The sequence below is a fragment of the Streptomyces sp. DT2A-34 genome, assembly GCF_030499515.1.
GTDB lineage: Bacteria > Actinomycetota > Actinomycetes > Streptomycetales > Streptomycetaceae > Streptomyces.
Window position 1 is genome coordinate 9207185 of record NZ_JASTWJ010000001.1, and the last position, 15404, is coordinate 9222588.

The 15404-nt window shown below is 67.3% G+C and carries 19 protein-coding genes and 2 pseudogenes; 4 read left to right on the plus strand and 17 right to left on the minus strand.

Annotated features, from left to right (window positions below; genetic code table 11):
- Positions 1-63: 63 nt before the first annotated feature.
- From QQM39_RS41090 to QQM39_RS41145, 13 genes and pseudogenes are all read right to left on the minus strand, one after another.
- Complete coding sequence (locus QQM39_RS41090; protein ID WP_302002657.1) at positions 64-804, minus strand: phosphotransferase; 741 nt, start codon at positions 802-804, stop codon at positions 64-66.
- Between the two features lie 62 nt (positions 805-866).
- Positions 867-1514, minus strand: a complete 648-nt coding sequence (locus QQM39_RS41095; RefSeq protein WP_302002658.1) for a transposase — start codon at positions 1512-1514, stop codon at positions 867-869.
- Positions 1515-1883: 369 nt separating this feature from the next.
- Positions 1884-2534, minus strand: a complete 651-nt coding sequence (locus QQM39_RS41100) for a group II intron maturase-specific domain-containing protein (RefSeq protein ID WP_302002659.1) — start codon at positions 2532-2534, stop codon at positions 1884-1886.
- 88 nt (positions 2535-2622) lie between these two features.
- Positions 2623-2910: pseudogene (locus QQM39_RS41105) on the minus strand (reverse transcriptase domain-containing protein); the annotation flags it as partial.
- Positions 2911-3002: 92 nt separating this feature from the next.
- Positions 3003-3329: a hypothetical protein gene (locus QQM39_RS41110; protein WP_302002660.1), complete on the minus strand. Its 327-nt coding sequence runs from the start codon at positions 3327-3329 to the stop codon at positions 3003-3005.
- Between the two features lie 594 nt (positions 3330-3923).
- Positions 3924-4181: pseudogene (locus QQM39_RS41115) on the minus strand (transposase); the annotation flags it as partial.
- 743 nt (positions 4182-4924) lie between these two features.
- Positions 4925-5401 carry a hypothetical protein gene (locus tag QQM39_RS41120; RefSeq protein ID WP_302002661.1) on the minus strand — a complete coding sequence of 159 codons (477 nt, stop codon included), beginning with the start codon at positions 5399-5401 and terminating at the stop codon, positions 4925-4927.
- A 76-nt stretch (positions 5402-5477) separates the two neighbouring features.
- The gene (locus QQM39_RS41125) at positions 5478-5690 is read right to left on the minus strand and encodes a DUF397 domain-containing protein (RefSeq protein WP_302003902.1); all 213 of its coding nucleotides are present in this window, start codon (positions 5688-5690) and stop codon (positions 5478-5480) included.
- A 170-nt stretch (positions 5691-5860) separates the two neighbouring features.
- Complete coding sequence (locus QQM39_RS46375; protein ID WP_367669663.1) at positions 5861-6133, minus strand: DUF4259 domain-containing protein; 273 nt, start codon at positions 6131-6133, stop codon at positions 5861-5863.
- The gene (locus QQM39_RS41130) at positions 6055-6336 is read right to left on the minus strand and encodes a DUF4259 domain-containing protein (protein ID WP_302002662.1); all 282 of its coding nucleotides are present in this window, start codon (positions 6334-6336) and stop codon (positions 6055-6057) included. The genes QQM39_RS46375 and QQM39_RS41130 overlap by 79 nt, the downstream gene beginning before the upstream one ends.
- Positions 6333-7025, minus strand: coding sequence for a transposase (locus QQM39_RS41135; protein ID WP_302002663.1), 693 nt, complete (start codon positions 7023-7025; stop codon positions 6333-6335). The genes QQM39_RS41130 and QQM39_RS41135 overlap by 4 nt, the downstream gene beginning before the upstream one ends.
- A 209-nt stretch (positions 7026-7234) precedes the next feature.
- Positions 7235-7771, minus strand: coding sequence for a hypothetical protein (locus tag QQM39_RS41140; protein WP_302002664.1), 537 nt, complete (start codon positions 7769-7771; stop codon positions 7235-7237).
- Positions 7749-7901, minus strand: coding sequence for a hypothetical protein (locus tag QQM39_RS41145; protein ID WP_302002665.1), 153 nt, complete (start codon positions 7899-7901; stop codon positions 7749-7751). Before QQM39_RS41145 ends, QQM39_RS41140 begins: the two co-directional genes overlap by 23 nt.
- Before the next feature lie 648 nt (positions 7902-8549).
- Between QQM39_RS41145 and QQM39_RS41150 the strand changes: the two genes are divergently transcribed.
- Positions 8550-8891, plus strand: coding sequence for a VOC family protein (locus QQM39_RS41150; RefSeq protein ID WP_302002666.1), 342 nt, complete (start codon positions 8550-8552; stop codon positions 8889-8891).
- Positions 8892-8912: 21 nt separating this feature from the next.
- Here the strand turns inward: QQM39_RS41150 and QQM39_RS41155 are convergent.
- A protein-coding gene (locus QQM39_RS41155) for an IS5 family transposase (protein WP_302003903.1) occupies positions 8913-9685 on the minus strand; the annotation gives its coding sequence in 2 pieces (ribosomal slippage) (positions 8913-9406 and positions 9406-9685; 774 coding nt in all).
- Between the two features lie 327 nt (positions 9686-10012).
- Between QQM39_RS41155 and QQM39_RS41160 the strand changes: the two genes are divergently transcribed.
- From QQM39_RS41160 to QQM39_RS46380, 3 genes are read left to right on the plus strand one after another with little or no spacing between them, the layout of a single operon-like run.
- Positions 10013-10210: an AlpA family transcriptional regulator gene (locus tag QQM39_RS41160; protein WP_302002667.1), complete on the plus strand. Its 198-nt coding sequence runs from the start codon at positions 10013-10015 to the stop codon at positions 10208-10210.
- A complete protein-coding gene (locus tag QQM39_RS41165) occupies positions 10201-11088 on the plus strand; it encodes a hypothetical protein (protein ID WP_367669667.1) in 888 nt (295 codons plus the stop codon). The genes QQM39_RS41160 and QQM39_RS41165 overlap by 10 nt, the downstream gene beginning before the upstream one ends.
- Positions 11089-11105: 17 nt before the next feature.
- Positions 11106-11693: a hypothetical protein gene (locus QQM39_RS46380; protein WP_367669669.1), complete on the plus strand. Its 588-nt coding sequence runs from the start codon at positions 11106-11108 to the stop codon at positions 11691-11693.
- A 62-nt stretch (positions 11694-11755) separates the two neighbouring features.
- Here the strand turns inward: QQM39_RS46380 and QQM39_RS41170 are convergent, their stop codons facing one another.
- The 3 genes from QQM39_RS41170 to QQM39_RS41180 all read right to left on the minus strand — a co-directional run bounded on the left by QQM39_RS41170 (position 11756) and on the right by QQM39_RS41180 (position 15398).
- Positions 11756-13279: an aldehyde dehydrogenase family protein gene (locus tag QQM39_RS41170; protein WP_302002668.1), complete on the minus strand. Its 1524-nt coding sequence runs from the start codon at positions 13277-13279 to the stop codon at positions 11756-11758.
- A gap of 104 nt (positions 13280-13383) precedes the next feature.
- The gene (locus QQM39_RS41175) at positions 13384-14679 is read right to left on the minus strand and encodes a GAF domain-containing protein (protein ID WP_302003904.1); all 1296 of its coding nucleotides are present in this window, start codon (positions 14677-14679) and stop codon (positions 13384-13386) included.
- Between the two features lie 119 nt (positions 14680-14798).
- The gene (locus tag QQM39_RS41180; RefSeq protein WP_302002669.1) at positions 14799-15398 is read right to left on the minus strand and encodes an N-acetylmuramoyl-L-alanine amidase; all 600 of its coding nucleotides are present in this window, start codon (positions 15396-15398) and stop codon (positions 14799-14801) included.
- Positions 15399-15404 lie beyond the last annotated feature (6 nt).

Consider the following 15404-nt stretch of genomic DNA (forward strand, 5'->3'; position numbering starts at 1 on the left):
GGCTCTCGTTGTGTGGAGTGTGACGCTGCGTATTCGAGCCCCTTGTGGCGAAGCCGAGGGCAGTCAGCGCAGGGCGCTCGCGAAGACGGTGCGGTTGGCGGTTGTGTAGTCGTGCTCACGCCTGGACCAGGCGATCCGGGCATGGACTTGTTCGTTGTCGGCCACGTGTGGCTGTGGAGCGTTGAGGTGCTGACGCCACCAGAGGGCATTGCTGATTTGGCGGTCAAGGATGGCGTCGACGAGGCTGCTGCGTGCTGGGATGTCGAGCCCGTAGGCGTCGGCGAGGATCCGTACCTGGGTTGCCTGTTCCTGGGCGGGTGGGGCTTGTGGCTTGGAGGAGATGCACCAAGTCCAGGCCATGTATCCGAGGTCTTCGAGAGGGTCGCCGGGGGCGGCTGTATCGAAGTCGATGAAGGCCACCGGCCGGTCCTGGTGGAAGACAGCGTTGTTCGGGCCGGGATCGTGGTGGCAGACGACCGGATGAGCCGCGGCAAGGCGGCTGCCGAGGGTGGCCTCATGCAACGAGCGCAGAAGGGTACCGGCAGCCGCCACCTGATCGTCGCTCCAGAGCTGGAATCTGGCCGGCACTCGGCCAGGCATGTAGGTGAACGTGTCACGGCCGGTGTCGTCGAGCCCGAGATATCGCGGTGCGCCGTTGAACCCGCGTTGTTGAAGATGGTTCAGCAATTCGGCGACGAAGGCCGACCTGGCTGTGACGGGTCGCCGGACGGTGTCGCCGACACGGACGACGCCCTGAGTGATCCGCCCTCCGGACAGTGGTACTTCGTCCTTTTCCGTGTTCATGGCTCCAGCTTCTCGTGTTCTTGGCCGGTCCGTTTGGTATCCGGTTGAGCGCCGAAACACAGTCACGGAGTGAGCAGGACGCGTTTGCGTAGGAGCTGGAAGCCGGCGCGGCCATACATCTGGCGCTTGAGCATCTTGATCCGGTTGACGTGTCCTTCGACGACGCCGGAGTTCCAGGGGAGGGTGAGCCCGGCGATGACGGCGTCGAGATCGCGTTCGAGGTGCGAGGCGAACCTGTGCAGGGCAGGTAGGTCTTCATCATGGACGGCGGCGATCCAGGCCGGTGGCCGCTCTCCTTGGCGCTGGGTGAGCATGGTCGCGAAGGTACGGACATGGCTGGTCAGCGCGGCCAGTTCGGGGCAGCCGTCCAGGATGGTCTTGAGCTGGCGCTGCTGCAGTTCGTCGAGGGTGTCGGGATGGCTGAGGATCCAGCCGGCCACGGATCGTGCGGACGGCGGCCTGGGGCCGATAGGTCCGGGGACCTTACGGAAAGGCTTGAGACAGTCCCTGACGGTGCCGTAACTGCCCTGATAGCCAGCGACTTTGATGTCTTCGTAGAGTTTCCAGGCGTTGGTGCAGCCCTCGTTCCACTGCTGCTGGAGGAACGGCTTGAAGGGGTCGAGCTTGCTTGCGCGGTCCTGCCACTTGCCACGGAAGAGATCCTCGGGCCGGGCGGCCTTTTGGAAGCGGGCCACAGTGCGTGGCGTCATGCCCAGCGCCCGTGCGGCTCCCCGCTGGCTGTAGCCCTGGTTCAGCAGTGCGTGGATTCGGGCGTGCTTCTGTCGAGTGCGCTCGGCAAAGCGGTGCCCTGTCCGCCACGGCGTCGAAGACCGTTCGTCCTCAACCGCCTCGCTGTTCTTCGGGGCCCTCTCACCGGTGAGCCCGCCATCAACGGGGCGCAGGCAGGTGCGATGGAGGGTGACGCAACGTTCCGTGGCTTCGCCCAGGTTGTCGGGTCGGGTCCGGGCGCGGTTCCTGGATCGCTCCAGGTCCGTTTCCCGGACCGGCCCGCCGAACCCGGCGTGCGACTTTCACCGCACCGGGCTCTCCACGAGATCATGCCGTTGGGATCGGTTCGGTCAGAGTTCCGGCCAGGGCGTGGGAATACTGTTGCCTCGGTAGCGGTAGCGGGTGACCGGCACCGTGGCGAGGTTGAACAGTTCAATTCCGTCCATGCAGATCGCTCCCCATCCTTGCGGAGTGTGGAGCCATCGCCGGATGGCCTTCCACGTCATGCGGTTGCGGTGCATCACCCAGTGCACGACCCTCCACCAGACGAAGGTGGCAAGGCGCGCCAGGGTGTGCTTGGCGACCGCGTGCTTGAAGTAGTTGGCCCAGCCACGCTGGATCTGGTTAATCCTGATCAGCGCGCCCCTGTAATCGAGATGCGACAACCTGAGGGTCAGTGCCTTGATCTTCCGTTTCAGCGCCTTGACCGGCTTGTCGGCGATGAACGTGTAGACGTACCACTTGTCCGTTCCCCGCTTGCGGTTCCACACGATGCGGAACCCGAGGAAGTTGAACCCGTCTGCCAGGTGGACGATCCGGGTCTTCGACGGCGACAGGACCAGCCCCATCGTCGCCAAGACCTCGCTCACCTGTCCGCGAAGCTCCTCGACGTGCTCTCTGGTCCCGTGCACCATGACGACGAAGTCGTCCGCGTAGCGGACGAGTCGCCAGGTGCCCAGGCCATGTTTCCGTCGACGTTCGCGATCCCGCCGGGTCGCCATCGTGTTCGTCCACTGCTCGGCGGCGAAGTCGTCGAGCAGTGGACAGCGCGATGTTGGCCAGCAGGGGTGAGAGGATCCCTCCCTGGGGCGTCCCGGAGGTGGTTTCGTTCCGTTCGTCGAGCTCGGTCATGATCCCGGCCTTGAGGAACGCCTTCACCAGCGCAAGCACCCGCTTGTCCTTCAGCCGCATCCGCACCCGGCCCAGCAGGGCCACGTGGTCGATCCGGTCGAAGCACGCCTCGATGTCAGCGTCCAGCACCCATCGGTAACCCTGAGTGCCGAACAGATGGATCTCGGCGATCGCGTCGTGCGCGCGTCGGTTGGGCCGGAACCCGTACGAGCACGGACGAAAGTCCGCCTCGAAGATGGGCTCCATAACCAGCTTCAGCGCAGCCTGAACCACCCGATCCGCGATGGTCGGAATCCCCCAGACGACGCAGTTTCCCGCCCGCCTTGGGGATCATCCGCTCACTCACCGGCATTGGCCGAAAGACCCCTGCCCTCAACTGCGAACGGATCTGCTCCAAAGTACGCTTCCGCCCCGAATGCCTGCACGTGGTCGGCACGAAGGCCGTCCACGCCCGCAGTTCGGGCTCCGGTGTTGCCTGCGACCCGCTCGAACGCCACTACCAAAGTGGCCGGGTCACACACGAAGTTGAACACATCGTCGAACCGGAAGCCGTGATCGGCTACCGCCCAACGGTGCAGGTTGATCTGCATCTTCCGTACCCGTAGCTCGGCGTACTCAGCCACCGGCCACGCGACCGGGACATCCACCCCGGTGTCTTCGGACATTGCAGTACCTCCCTTGCAATCTCGCTGCCGCCCTTCGCCAATGGCCGGCTTTCCCGGCCTCGGACTACTACGGCGGCTCCGCCCCTTTCCCAGCCTGTTCGGCAGACGATGTGCCCAGCCCGTCCCGGCCACGCTGGCAGCGCGGACGAGGGGCGAGACCGGGAAGGTTCCCGTGTTCACCGATCGATCGCTCGACGAAGGAGGCACCCGGCTATACCCCCGCGGCTTCGCCACAGCTAACCCGCAGCACTTCGCTGTGGCCTCCCGAGCCGTCTAGCACAAACCACCCGGAAGTTCCCCGACACCAACAACCACGGTGCGGGTGCGCGCCGCTACCAGCCCAGATCCGCCAGGTTCGAGCTGGTGGCACCTCAGGAGGCTTCACGCACCGGTTCCTCGCGTATACCTCTCCGTCTCGCTCGCCGGACCCGCACCATCTGGCAGTGCTGATACGTCCCGGCTTTGTAGGGGCCGCTTGCCACCCTCACCGGCATCTCCCGGCTCAGGCTGCCCCCAGCTTCACCGCCCTGCTGCGACAGGACAGCGGCGAAGGTCTCCCACCTCCACTCGATCAATCGGCGCTTCACGGCGCACGTGCCACAGGTGCCACCGATCGGCCACCTGGAGAGCCTGCGGGGCGCCGAGGGCGGCGCCCTCGGCGTAGAACGGGGCGCGGTCTCGGCAGATGACCTGGTTCTGAGGGTGCTGGGCGAGCCAGGCGGCGAGCGTCTCCGGCTCCCGGTCGGGCAGCAGCTCCACCGGGCGCCGGGTCTCCACGTCCGCCAGCACCGTGCCGTAGACGCGGCTCTTGCGCATCGCGTACTCATCGACGCCGACGGCTGTCGGAGGCGGCGGGGTCGGCTCGGGCACCGCCAGCACCTGGCCGCAGCCGCGGGCGCCGGCGCCGCCGCCAGTGCCTGCACAACACCCCCTACAACCTTGACCGCGCGCAGACCACGTTCGCCGAGCACCGCCCGGACCGGATGATCGTCCGCCCTGTCGGACCCGGGCTGCCCGTCCTCGCGCTCGACAACGCGACGGACGGCGGCCTCCGGCACCTGGCACCCGCGAACGGCACGTCCCGAAGGATTCTCACCACCTACGGATGCTGATGTGCAGAACTGACGACCGGTGATGAGTCCGGGAGACGCAGCCGGACACCGCCCGGGGGCAGGGAGTTGCTGAACAGGGAGTCGCTGGGAGGATCGCGTCGCGCGTGTCCTTCCGCCGGAACCATGGCGTCCGCAGGTCCGTACATACGCGGCCCGACGTGAACATGCTCAAACCGTCAAAAAGCTGCGGCACCGGCAATCAGGGCGCCCGGCTCCCTGTTGGCTTCGTTCACCCAGAGTTGCCAAGAAGCCCTGACTTCCGGCGCCTGCCTCCGCCTACTGCTCAGGCGGGAGGATCACCTTCCAGTACTGGGACAGCGAGGGCGGCGCCCCCCACATGCGCGTGGGCACGACGTACACGTTGTTGAGGGCACTGTTGTCCAGGGGGTGCACACCCGGACGAACCTGCCCGCCGTGACCAAGCCACGGTCGCACACCCGAGTGAAGGCCTGTTAGGTGTACGACCAGGGAACGCACCGGCTCCTACCACCAACCGGTCTTGGTGGCGGCCGCGTCGCAGTCGTGGGCGGGGTCGAACAGCAGGCAGCCCCGGTAGCGGACGCCGTCCCCCCGCTCGGTCTGCCTGCCCGTGGTGTACGTCCGGCTCGTCGCCTCCCTGTAGTGGGAGCAGTTGGCGTCGCCGTCGCCGTTGGTGTCGATCTCGAACTTGATGTACAGGTTGTCGTACTCGTAGCTGGTCGTCCGCGCCCAGGCGTACCGCACACCGCCGTAGGTGCCGTACCGGACCTGGGCTGTGCCTGTGGTGCCGGTGGCCGTCTTCGCCGTGCCCGTGCTGGAGGCATTCTGTGGATCGCTCAGGATCCCCAGGTCGGAGCAGACGACGGCCGCCGTCGCCGCGCTCGCCGGGGCGGCGGCCGCCCCGGTGATCAGCGCGGCCGTCATGGCGAGCGCGGCGGTGGTGGCGGCCGCGGTCCTGCGGCTCAGAGTTCTGCCGGTCATGTTCGTTCCCCTCCTGAGGCCAATAGCCTTGTGCGTTACAGCAGTCAGCTTCAGGGGGAGTCGCGGGTACCGGTACCTATAAGGTTTCAGGTGCGGCCGGGCAGGAGACCGGCAGGCCCCCGCCCGTCGGCCATGTCGCCGTTCGCGGTCCTCCCTGGAAGCGGACGCCCCAGCGCACATGATCGACGAACGCCGCGAACGCCTCCGGGGGGATGGTCAGGGCGGGTCCGTGAGGGAACTTGGAGTCACGGAGGCGGGGTCGCTCGCTGGAAAACCATCCCTTCGGCAGCCCTCACGAGAGGGCCGCCTCGGCCTCGGCACCGCCCCGCCGCCTCCACTGAAGCAACTCATTCACATCGCCCTGCCTTCAACGCCGGTGGGCCCAGCCCTGACTGGCAAGTGGAGCCCGAACCGGGTCTGGCGCAGGTTCCGTGGTTCCACCACTGTGCGTGACTGTCGTCAGTCGCTTGTGTCCAGCGCATCACGGATCAACTGCACCTCTTGGCGCCATGCGATGGCGTCGTTGCGGTCCACCCAGCCCTGCGTTAGCTCGGATCCGTCTTCGGTGACACGGTGGAGGGCCCTGCGAGCCAGTGCACGTAGGGATACTGGGACTTGGGGCAGCGGCTCTTTCGGTCCGCCGTCAGGGTCGATCACAATCCCGCTGCCAGGAACCTGGGCAGCGACCAGGGCAGCAACGGCGACGGCTTCCACCCCGTCTCCGCCGTCCACCCGTGTGCCGGAGTCTGCGACACGCTGGAGGGCCCGTGCAGCACATTGATGATCTGCTCAGAGGAGAGTCCCTCCAGCTCATCAACAAAGTCTGCGGCGAGGTCACTGTCGAATGGGCCGGTTCCCCACGTTCCCATGTTCAACTCCTGGTATCGCTGGTCATTGGCTGAGGCAGAATTCCAGCAGCCACTGACAGCGGTCATGAAGCGAGGAGTACTCGCTTGCGCAGGAGAGCGAATCCGGCACGGCCGAACATCTGGCGTTTGAGCATCTTGATCCGGTTGACTGCTCCCTCGACCGGGCCGGAGTTCCAGTCGGTCGTCAGACCGGCGGTCACCGCGTCGAAGTCGCTGTGCAGGCCGAGGGCGAAGCTGCTGATGCCGGGCAGGTTGGCGTCCGTGGCCTCGGCGATCCAGCCGGGCAGCCGGGTGCCGCCGAGCGTGGTGAGCATCTCCGCGAACGAACTGGTCAGCTCGGCGGCGGATGCCCGCTCCGGGCAGTGGTCGAGCACGACCTTGCGGTGCAGCTTCTCCTCCTCGGTGAGGGTGGCCGGGTGGCGGGTGAGCCAGCCGGTGACCTGCCGTACCGACGGCGGTGGAGGGGCGGGGGTGAAGCCTTCTGGCCGGGGCAGACCGCGGCGGGCCCAGTCGCGGACGGTGGAGTAGTGGCCGCGGAAGCCGCGGGCGGTGATCTCCCGGTAGAGGTCAAGGATCGTCACCTTCCCATCGGTCTCGGCCCAGCGTTGTTCCAGGTAGGGCTTGAACGGGTCCAGTTTGCTGGGGAGTTGCCGCTTGCGGCCCTTGACCATGTCCTGCCAACGGGCGGCGCGGGCATACCGCTGGACGGTGTTCCGGCCCCAGCCCAGGTGGCGGGCGATGTGGCGCAGGCCCATGCCCTGGTCGAGGAGCTCGTGGACCAGGGCGTGGTGGGCACGGGTCCGCTCGGCGAACTTGCCGGTCGGGTCGTCTGCTTCGTCGCCCTGGCCGACTGCCGCCTCGGCAGGCGACTCCCACTCGGGCTCGGCTCCGGACTGGGCGGTGGCAGCTCACGCAGTCCTCCATGGTCAGACTCCCGTCTTCGTAGCCGGGGCGCCCCACCGCTTCACCCATATCCCCAAGGCATCGGCCAGCGTGCGCTGGCCGATGGCCCCCCCCTGGTACTGGTGCTGGAACTTCCAGCCGTCCTCGTTCGACGGGCTATGTTCAGCCGCAGCAGCCCGCGGTACTTCATCGACACCGGGTTGTTGCTGAACGCGGTCGTCGCCACCCGACGGATCCGCCGCGAGAACGCCCCCTGGCACAGCAACAGCGCTTCGCTGGGCGTGGCGGCGAGGACGATCAGCTTCGACAACCGGGGGTAGTCGGCCGGCGTGACCGCGAAGTCCGAGAGCACGTACGCCTCGTCCGGCGTGTACGTGCGGGGAGCCAAGGCGAACACGCCCAGCAACCGCCCGCCGCCGTCCCGGACCGCGATCGCCAGGTTCGCCGCACCGGGCGCGATCCTCGGGTCGAGGTACCGGGCGCGCCGTGCGTTGAACTGGCCGGGCTTCAGCAGCGATAGCGTGAGCGGGCCCACCAGTTCGTCGCCCTCACGCAGACGAGGAGCCTTCACCGGCTCAATCGGCTGGCGCGGGGCCACGATCCGGGTCCTGGGCCTCGCTGGCGTACACGTAGAACGGAGCGGCGCGCGGCGTCGCCTTGATCACGCCGCGCAGGTACGGGCGCAGCCAGTACGGCCGGTCCGTGATCGCGCCGAGCACGTCGACCACGTCCGCGTCCGACAGCGGCTCGTACGGGGGCGCATCCCAGGTGAAATGGGCTTCAAAACACGGTCTCACATCGACGTCAACTCGAGGTCGAGCTCAGTAGTCGGCTCCGCGTTCGCCCATGGCAGACGAGAATGACCCCCCGAAAGACTGGAACCTTCTCCTGGGCCATGTCAACGTACAACACCCCCGGAAGTGCGAGGTCAACAAATGGCCCGCCGGGTGATTTGAGGAGGAGCTCTTTCTGTCAAGGCAACCTCTCCGGTGTGTCTGGCTGGCGGCCGCCATCCTCTTTGCTGTCGGTGTGCTAGACGCGTGGACCGCCTAGCCCCAACCCGCTATGGGAAGTCTCCTCAGACGTCTGCTGGTAGAGCTGCGCTGGTGTAGTGATGGGGCGTCCCGTTTCGATCGCCCGATTCTTGCCCGTGGCGGTAGGAACCTTGCATCGGCTCTCTGCGCATCAGGACTGGCCGAGGCCGAATATGGGCGGGGTTGTCGTGCCTGGCAGCGTCGGGCGAGTCTGTGGCGGAGTGCCGGTGCAACATAGCCGATGATCCCCGGTTAGAACTCGTAACACGATCTTGTGGCTGGCCGTAGGTGGGGGTGATCGGCGTCGAGACTTGATGGAGTCAGCGGACCTACTATGGCGGCATGTCCATCGACCTATTCGCAGGCATCCCAGTCAACGACTACGCATCGGCGCTGGACTGGTACGAACGACTCTTCGGCTCTCCACCTACGTTCGTCGCGAGCGACACCGAGGCCGTGTGGGAACTGGCAGAACACCGGTCGGTGGCGATCGAGCACCTACCCGAGCACGCCGGTCATGCGATACACACCATCTTCGTCGACGACTTCGACACCCTCATCAGCCAGATCGCCGGTCGGGGCCTTGAGCCCGCGAAGCGGGAGACCTACGAGAACGGCGTGCGCAAGGCCACGTACCGCGATCCCGACGGGAACGAGATCGGGTTCGGTGGCGCGCCGCGCTGACCACAGCCTGCTTGCGGTCCGCTATGCGCTCATTGTGAAGCAGGCACGTGTCTTCTTGGGGCGTCTCCAGCAGATGAGGCCACAGGCCAGGGAGACGAGAGCGTCGTGCAGGTCGAGGCGGCTTTCCCAGCGGACGGCCAGCCGTTTGAAGTGGTGCAGGAGCGAGAAGGTCTGCTCGACGACGTAGTGGAGCTTGCCCAGGCCCTTGATGTTCGGGGCGCCCTTACGGGAGATCACCGGCAGGATCCGGCGCCTGCGCAGCTCACGCTGGTTGGCATTGCTGTCGTAGCCCTTGTCACCGAGGAGGGAGTCCGGACGCCTGCGCGGTCGGCCGGGTTTGCCAGCCACGGGCGGCACGCCGTCGACCAGGGCCAGGGTCTGCGTGACGTCGTTGACGTTGGCCGCAGTGGTGATGACCTTGAACGGGGTGCCTCTGCCGTCGCAGATCAGATGGTGCTTACTGCCCGTCTTCCCGCGGTCGACCGGCGACGGGCCGGTGGCCTCGCCCCCTTTTTCGCGCGGATGTGGGAGGCATCCACGCAGGCCCGGGTCCAGTCCAGTTCGCCAGCCGCGTGCAGCTCGGCGAGCAGTATGCGGTGCAGCTTGTCGAAGACGCCGGCCTCGTGCCACCGCCCGAGTCGACGCCAGCAGGTCTGCCCCGAGCCGACCAGCGGCAGCAGTTGCCAGCTCACGTCGTTGTAGAGCACGTACAAGATGCCCTGCAGGCACAACCGGTCATCCACCGGCTTCGGGCCGGGAGCCTTCTGCGGCCACGGAGGCAGCAACGGCTCCATCAGCGCCCACAGTTCGTCATCCACGATCCACGGCCGATTCCCCACACCTCAAGAACGGCAGAATCCTCCTACCGGTCACGCACGACCAGCACACCTCAACAAGATCGTGTTACGAGCTCTTAGGGAAACCGGGGATCCTACGGACCATTGATGTCGTTCGTAGCGGCTGCTTGACGGTGGAGCCGTTCGTTCACTGTGGCCCCTCTGTGTCAGCACCTGATCAGTTGCGGAATTCACGGCGCTAGTCCGTCATATGTGACGAAGTGCTGCAGATTGCGTGCTGCTCTCCGGTGTCTGGCAGCTCCTCAAAGCCTAAGGAAGACATCATTGGCTCGTCCCCCTGCGCTCAAGCTTGCCGAGGTCCTGGCGGAGATTCGCATGAGCCCATCGGTCTTTTATCGCTTGCGTGCTCGTGGTCAGGCTCCCCGAATGATCAAGCTACCTAATGGTGAACTGCGCTGCCGCCGCGCCGATCTGGATGCGTGGTGGGAAGCGTGTGAAAGGGATACGCCTGAATGGCGATGAGTTACAGGGTCCGGTTCTGGGAAATCCGCGAGCGGCCGGATCGCCGCAAGGGATTTGAGGTCCGGCGGACGGTCAACGGCCGGGAGAAGTCCGAGTCCTTCCTTACCAAAGGACTGGGAGAGAGCCGACGGGCCAAGCTGATGACCGTCGCTCGCGATGGCGAGCCGTTCGATACGCAGTCGGGTCTGCCGGCCTCCGAGATCAGGGCTCTGAAGCAGCGGACGACTTGGTACGTCCTGGCTCGGAAGTACATCGAGCAGCGGTGGGACCGCACCCCAGGGAACACTCGCCGCACGCTTGCAGACGCTCTTGCCACCATCACCCCAGCCTTCGTCGAGCCAGGCGCCGTCCACCGGGCACCTCGCGTCCTGCGGCGAGCGCTGTACTCGTGGGCCTTCAACAAGAACGCCTGGAAGGCTGATCCGTCAGACGAGTGGCGGGCCGCACTGGACTGGCTGCAGCGCCATTCGCTGCCCGTCAGCGAATTGGAGGATCCTGACGTCTTGCGGCGAGGGCTCGACGCGCTGTGCCGGAAGGTCGATGGGACGGCCGCTGCCGCAAAGACCGTGAAACGAAAGAAGGCCGCGGTCAACGAGGTGTTCGGTGTCGCCGTCGAACGCGGGTACTTCGCGGCCCAGAACCCGCTGAATGGTCTCCGCTGGACGGCACCGGAAGTCGCCGACGAAGTCGACCCCGACTGCGTGCCGAACCCGGCTCAGGTTGCCCGGCTGCTTGCCGCAGTCAAGGCCCTGCCTGGCCGAGGCCCTCACCTGTACGCCTTCTTCGGCTGCATGTATTACGCCGCCATGCGCCCGGCGGAGGTCATCCACCTGCAGAAGTCCCAGTGCCGTCTCCCGGCAAGTGGCTGGGGCTGCTGAACCTGAAGGGCGGTGTCGTGACAGCCGGCAAGGAGTGGACGGATGACGGCGCTGTACACGAGATCCACTCCCTCAAACGGCGCGCAGCCAAGGCCACACGGCCGGTCCCGATCCCTCCCGTGCTCGTCCGCATGTTGCGCGAGCACATACGACTCTTCGGCGTTGCACCCGACGGACGTCTGTTCCGTAACGCGGCGGGAAACTACATCGATGCCTCGGCGTACGGCATTACCTGGGGGCGAGCGTGTGAAGCTGCTCTGACCCTTGACGAGCACGCCCTTGAGCTGGCGAAGCGCCCCTACGATCTGCGCCACGCCGGGATCTCGTTCTGGCTGGCCTCCGGAGTCGACCCGGCGGAGTGCGCGCGTCGAGCAGGGCAGAGCATCCAGGTCCTCTTCCGCTACTACGCCAAGTTCCTGGCCGACGCGCGGAACCATGCCAACCGGCTGATCGAGGAGTCCATGCAGCGGTGGGAGGCGCCGATTGGTGATGCGGAGGGCATCTTAGCGGAGTCCTGGCCCGGAAATGCCCCGGAACCGCTGGTCAGAGCTGGGATACCGGTGGGAGATATCGGGAGTAAGGGAGCGTTTCGGCTCGCCACTTAGCTGTGCGCTGGGAAGGGCACCTGACTGGCATCTGCCCAGGTCAGGCGCCCTTTCTCCTGTGCCTAGAAGAAGCCCAGCTTCTTGGGCGAGTATGACACCAGGAGGTTCTTGGTCTGCTGATAGTGCTCCAGCATCATCTTGTGCGTCTCACGGCCGATGCCCGAGCCCTTGTAGCCGCCGAACGCCGCGTGCGCCGGGTAGGCGTGGTAGCAGTTCGTCCACACCCGGCCCGCCTGGATGGCCCGGCCCGCGCGGTAGGCGGTGTTGATGTCCCGGGTCCACACGCCCGCGCCGAGGCCGTACAGCGTGTCGTTGGCGATCTTGATGGCGTCGTCGAAGTCGTCGAAGGACGTCACCGAGACGACCGGGCCGAAGATCTCCTCCTGGAAGATCCGCATGCGGTTGTCGCCCTCGAAGATGGTCGGCTGGACGTAGTAGCCGCCCTTCAACTCGCCCTCGTGCTCGACGCGTTCGCCACCGGTGAGGACCTTGGCACCTTCCTGCCGGCCGATGTCCAGATAGGAGAGAATCTTCTCCAACTGGTCGTTGGAGGCCTGCGCGCCGATCATCGTGTCCGTGTCGAGCGGGTGGCCGGTCTTGATCTGCTCGGTGCGGGCGATCGCCGCCTCCATGAACTCGGCGTACCGGCCGCGCTGGACCAGCGCCCGGGACGGGCAGGTGCACACCTCGCCCTGGTTGAGCGCGAACATCGTGAAGCCTTCCAGCGCCTTGTCCCGGAAGTCGTCGTCGGCCGCCCAGACGTCGTTGAAGAAGATGTTCGGGGACTTGCCGCCGAGTTCGAGGGTGACCGGGGTGATGTTCTCCGAGGCGTACTGCATGATCAGGCGGCCGGTCGTCGTCTCGCCGGTGAACGCCACTTTGGCCACCCGGGGGCTGGACGCCAGCGGCTTGCCCGCCTCCACGCCGAAGCCGTTGACGACGTTGACCACGCCCGGCGGGAGCAGGTCGGAGACCAGGCTGAGCCAGTAGTGGATGGACGCCGGAGTCTGCTCGGCCGGCTTGAGCACGACCGCGTTGCCGGCGGCCAGCGCCGGGGCCAGCTTCCACGTGGCCATCAGGATCGGGAAGTTCCACGGGATGATCTGCGCGACCACGCCCAACGGCTCGTGGAAGTGGTACGCCACCGTGTCGTCGTCGACCTCGCCGAGCGAGCCCTCCTGGGCGCGGATCGCACCCGCGAAGTAGCGGAAGTGGTCGATGGCCAGCGGAATGTCGGCGGCCAGCGTCTCGCGCACCGGCTTGCCGTTCTCCCAGCTCTCGGCGACCGCCAGCTGATCCAGGTTCGCCGCCATACGGTCGGCGATCTTGAGCAGGATGTCGGCGCGCTCGGTCACCGAGGTCCTGCCCCACGCGGGAGCGGCCGCGTGCGCCGCGTCGAGCGCCCGCTCCACGTCCTCCGCCGTGCCCCGCGCGATCTCGGTGAACGGCTGCCCGTTCACCGGCGACGGGTTGTCGAAGTACTGCCCCCGGATCGGCGGCACGTACTCTCCGCCGATGAAGTGGTCGTAGCGCGCCTGGTAGGAGACGATCGCGCCGTCGGTGCCGGGCGCCGAGTAACGGGTCATGCTGGTCTGCCTCCCTGCAGAAGCGCTGCCCGCCGTTGGGCAGCTCTCGGCGCGAGGCTAGGGACGGCGAGGTTGCAAGTACGTTGCGCGCGGCGCGGGTGCGGTCAGCGCTGCGGTCGGCGCTCCCGGACGGGCCGTACGGACGGTGCGGACAGTGCGGACAGTTCGGACTCCAGCGCGGCCAGCCGTGACCGCACCGCAGCCGTCGGGCGCACCGTGGCGAGAGCCCGCCATACGTCGATGTCGTCCTCGCCCCACGGCGCGTGCGCCCAGTCGGCCAGCAGGTCGGGGTCGCGGCGGGCGATCAACGCCGTACGCAGCCCGTCGGCGAGGCGGCGCCTGAGCCGCACCACCGCCGGTGCCTGGGAACCGGGCAGCAGCGGGCCGGCATACGCCATGGCCGCGCCCGTGACCGCACCCGTTTCCAGGCGACGCTCGACGACCGCCACATCCGACTCGACCGGCACCGTGAGCCGGTAGGGCCGCGAACCGAGCAGCCCGGGGCCGAGTATCCGGCGCAGTCGGGCCAGTTCGGCGCGCAGCGTCACCGGAGTCACCGACTCGTCCTCGTACAGCGCGCACAGCAGCTCGTCCCCGGTCAGACCCTCCGGGTGCCGGGCCAGCAGCACCAGGATCTCGCTGTGCCGGCGACTGAGCCTGACGCGGCGGCCGCCGCTGACGAACTGCGCCTCGTCGCGGCCCAGCGCGGACAGCTCCGGCGTGTCGGCCGCGGGCGTCGGCGGGGCGAGCAGCGCCAGATGGGACTCCGCGGCACGCGCGACCGCCTGCACGAACCCCAGGCTGTGCGGATGCGCGAGCCCGTCCCCGCCGGTGATGTCCACCGCCCCGAGCACCCGCCCGGTGCGCGGATCGTGCACCGGCGCCGCCGCGCAGGTCCAGGGCTGCACCTGGCGGATGAAGTGCTCGGCCGCGAACACCTGCACCGGCCGGTCCACCGCGACCGCCGTGCCCGGCGCGTTCGTCCCGACCGAGGTCTCCGCCCACCGCGCACCGGGCACGAAGTTCATCCGCCCCGCCCTGCGCCGGGTCGTCGGATCGCCCTCGACCCACAGCAGCCTGCCGTGCGCGTCGCACACCGCGAGCAGATGCTCGCCGTCGGCGGCGAACGTGCCCAGCAGCTCCCGGAACAGCGGCATCACCCGTGCCAGCGGATGCTCCGCGCGATAGGCGCCGAGATCGCTGTCCGCGAGCTCCACGCTCGCCGTCCCGTCCGGGCCCACCCCGGCCCGCGCGGAACGCCGCCACGAGTCGGCCACCACGGAACGCACCGGCTGCGGCACGGTCCCCACCTCGGTGAACGTCTCATGCGCACGACGCAGTACCCGAACGCGCTCGGCGGGGTCGGCTCCCGGCTCCAGCGCCACCCACGGATCCGTCAACTCGGCCTCCCGGAAGGCGATGCGGCTGGGGACATCGTCACTCCGGGTACGCGGGCGGACAACCTTTTCGACGGGGGACACCTGAACGGTGCACACCGGTTCGGCGCATACGGGCGGTCTCAGGTCGAGTTGACCAGTCGTATGTAGCGCGTCCAGTCCCAGTGCGGACCGGGATCGGTGTGATCGGTGCCCGGAACCTCGTAGTGCCCGATGATGTGCTCCCGGTCCTTCGGGATGCCGTACTTTTCGCAGATCGCCGCCGTCAGCAGGGCCGACTTCTCGTACAGGACGCCGGTGAAGAAGCCGGGTTGGTCCACCCATCCCTCGTGCTCGATGCCGATGCTGCGTGTGTTGTGGTCCCAGTCCCCGGCGTGCCAGGCGACGTCCTTCTCGCGGACGCACTGTGACGTGTGTCCGTCTCCTGACCGGACGACGTAGTGGGCGGACACCTTCTTCCTCGGGTTCTCGAAGACGAACAGGGTCTTGGGGTAGGTGGTCTGTGTCACGTGGATGATCACCCGGTCGACCGCGTGGGTCGTGGGGCGGTTCGCCACCGTGTAGTTGGCGGTGCTCGCCGGTCGCCACGCGGCGAGCGGATAGTCAGGTCCCGGGACGTGCGCACCGGCCCGCCGTTCGGGGAGCAGGACGTACGGGACGGCGGCCAGGGCGGTGCCTTGGAGGATGCGCCGTCGGCTGGGTCGTGGTCTTGCGCGTTCCAAAGGGGG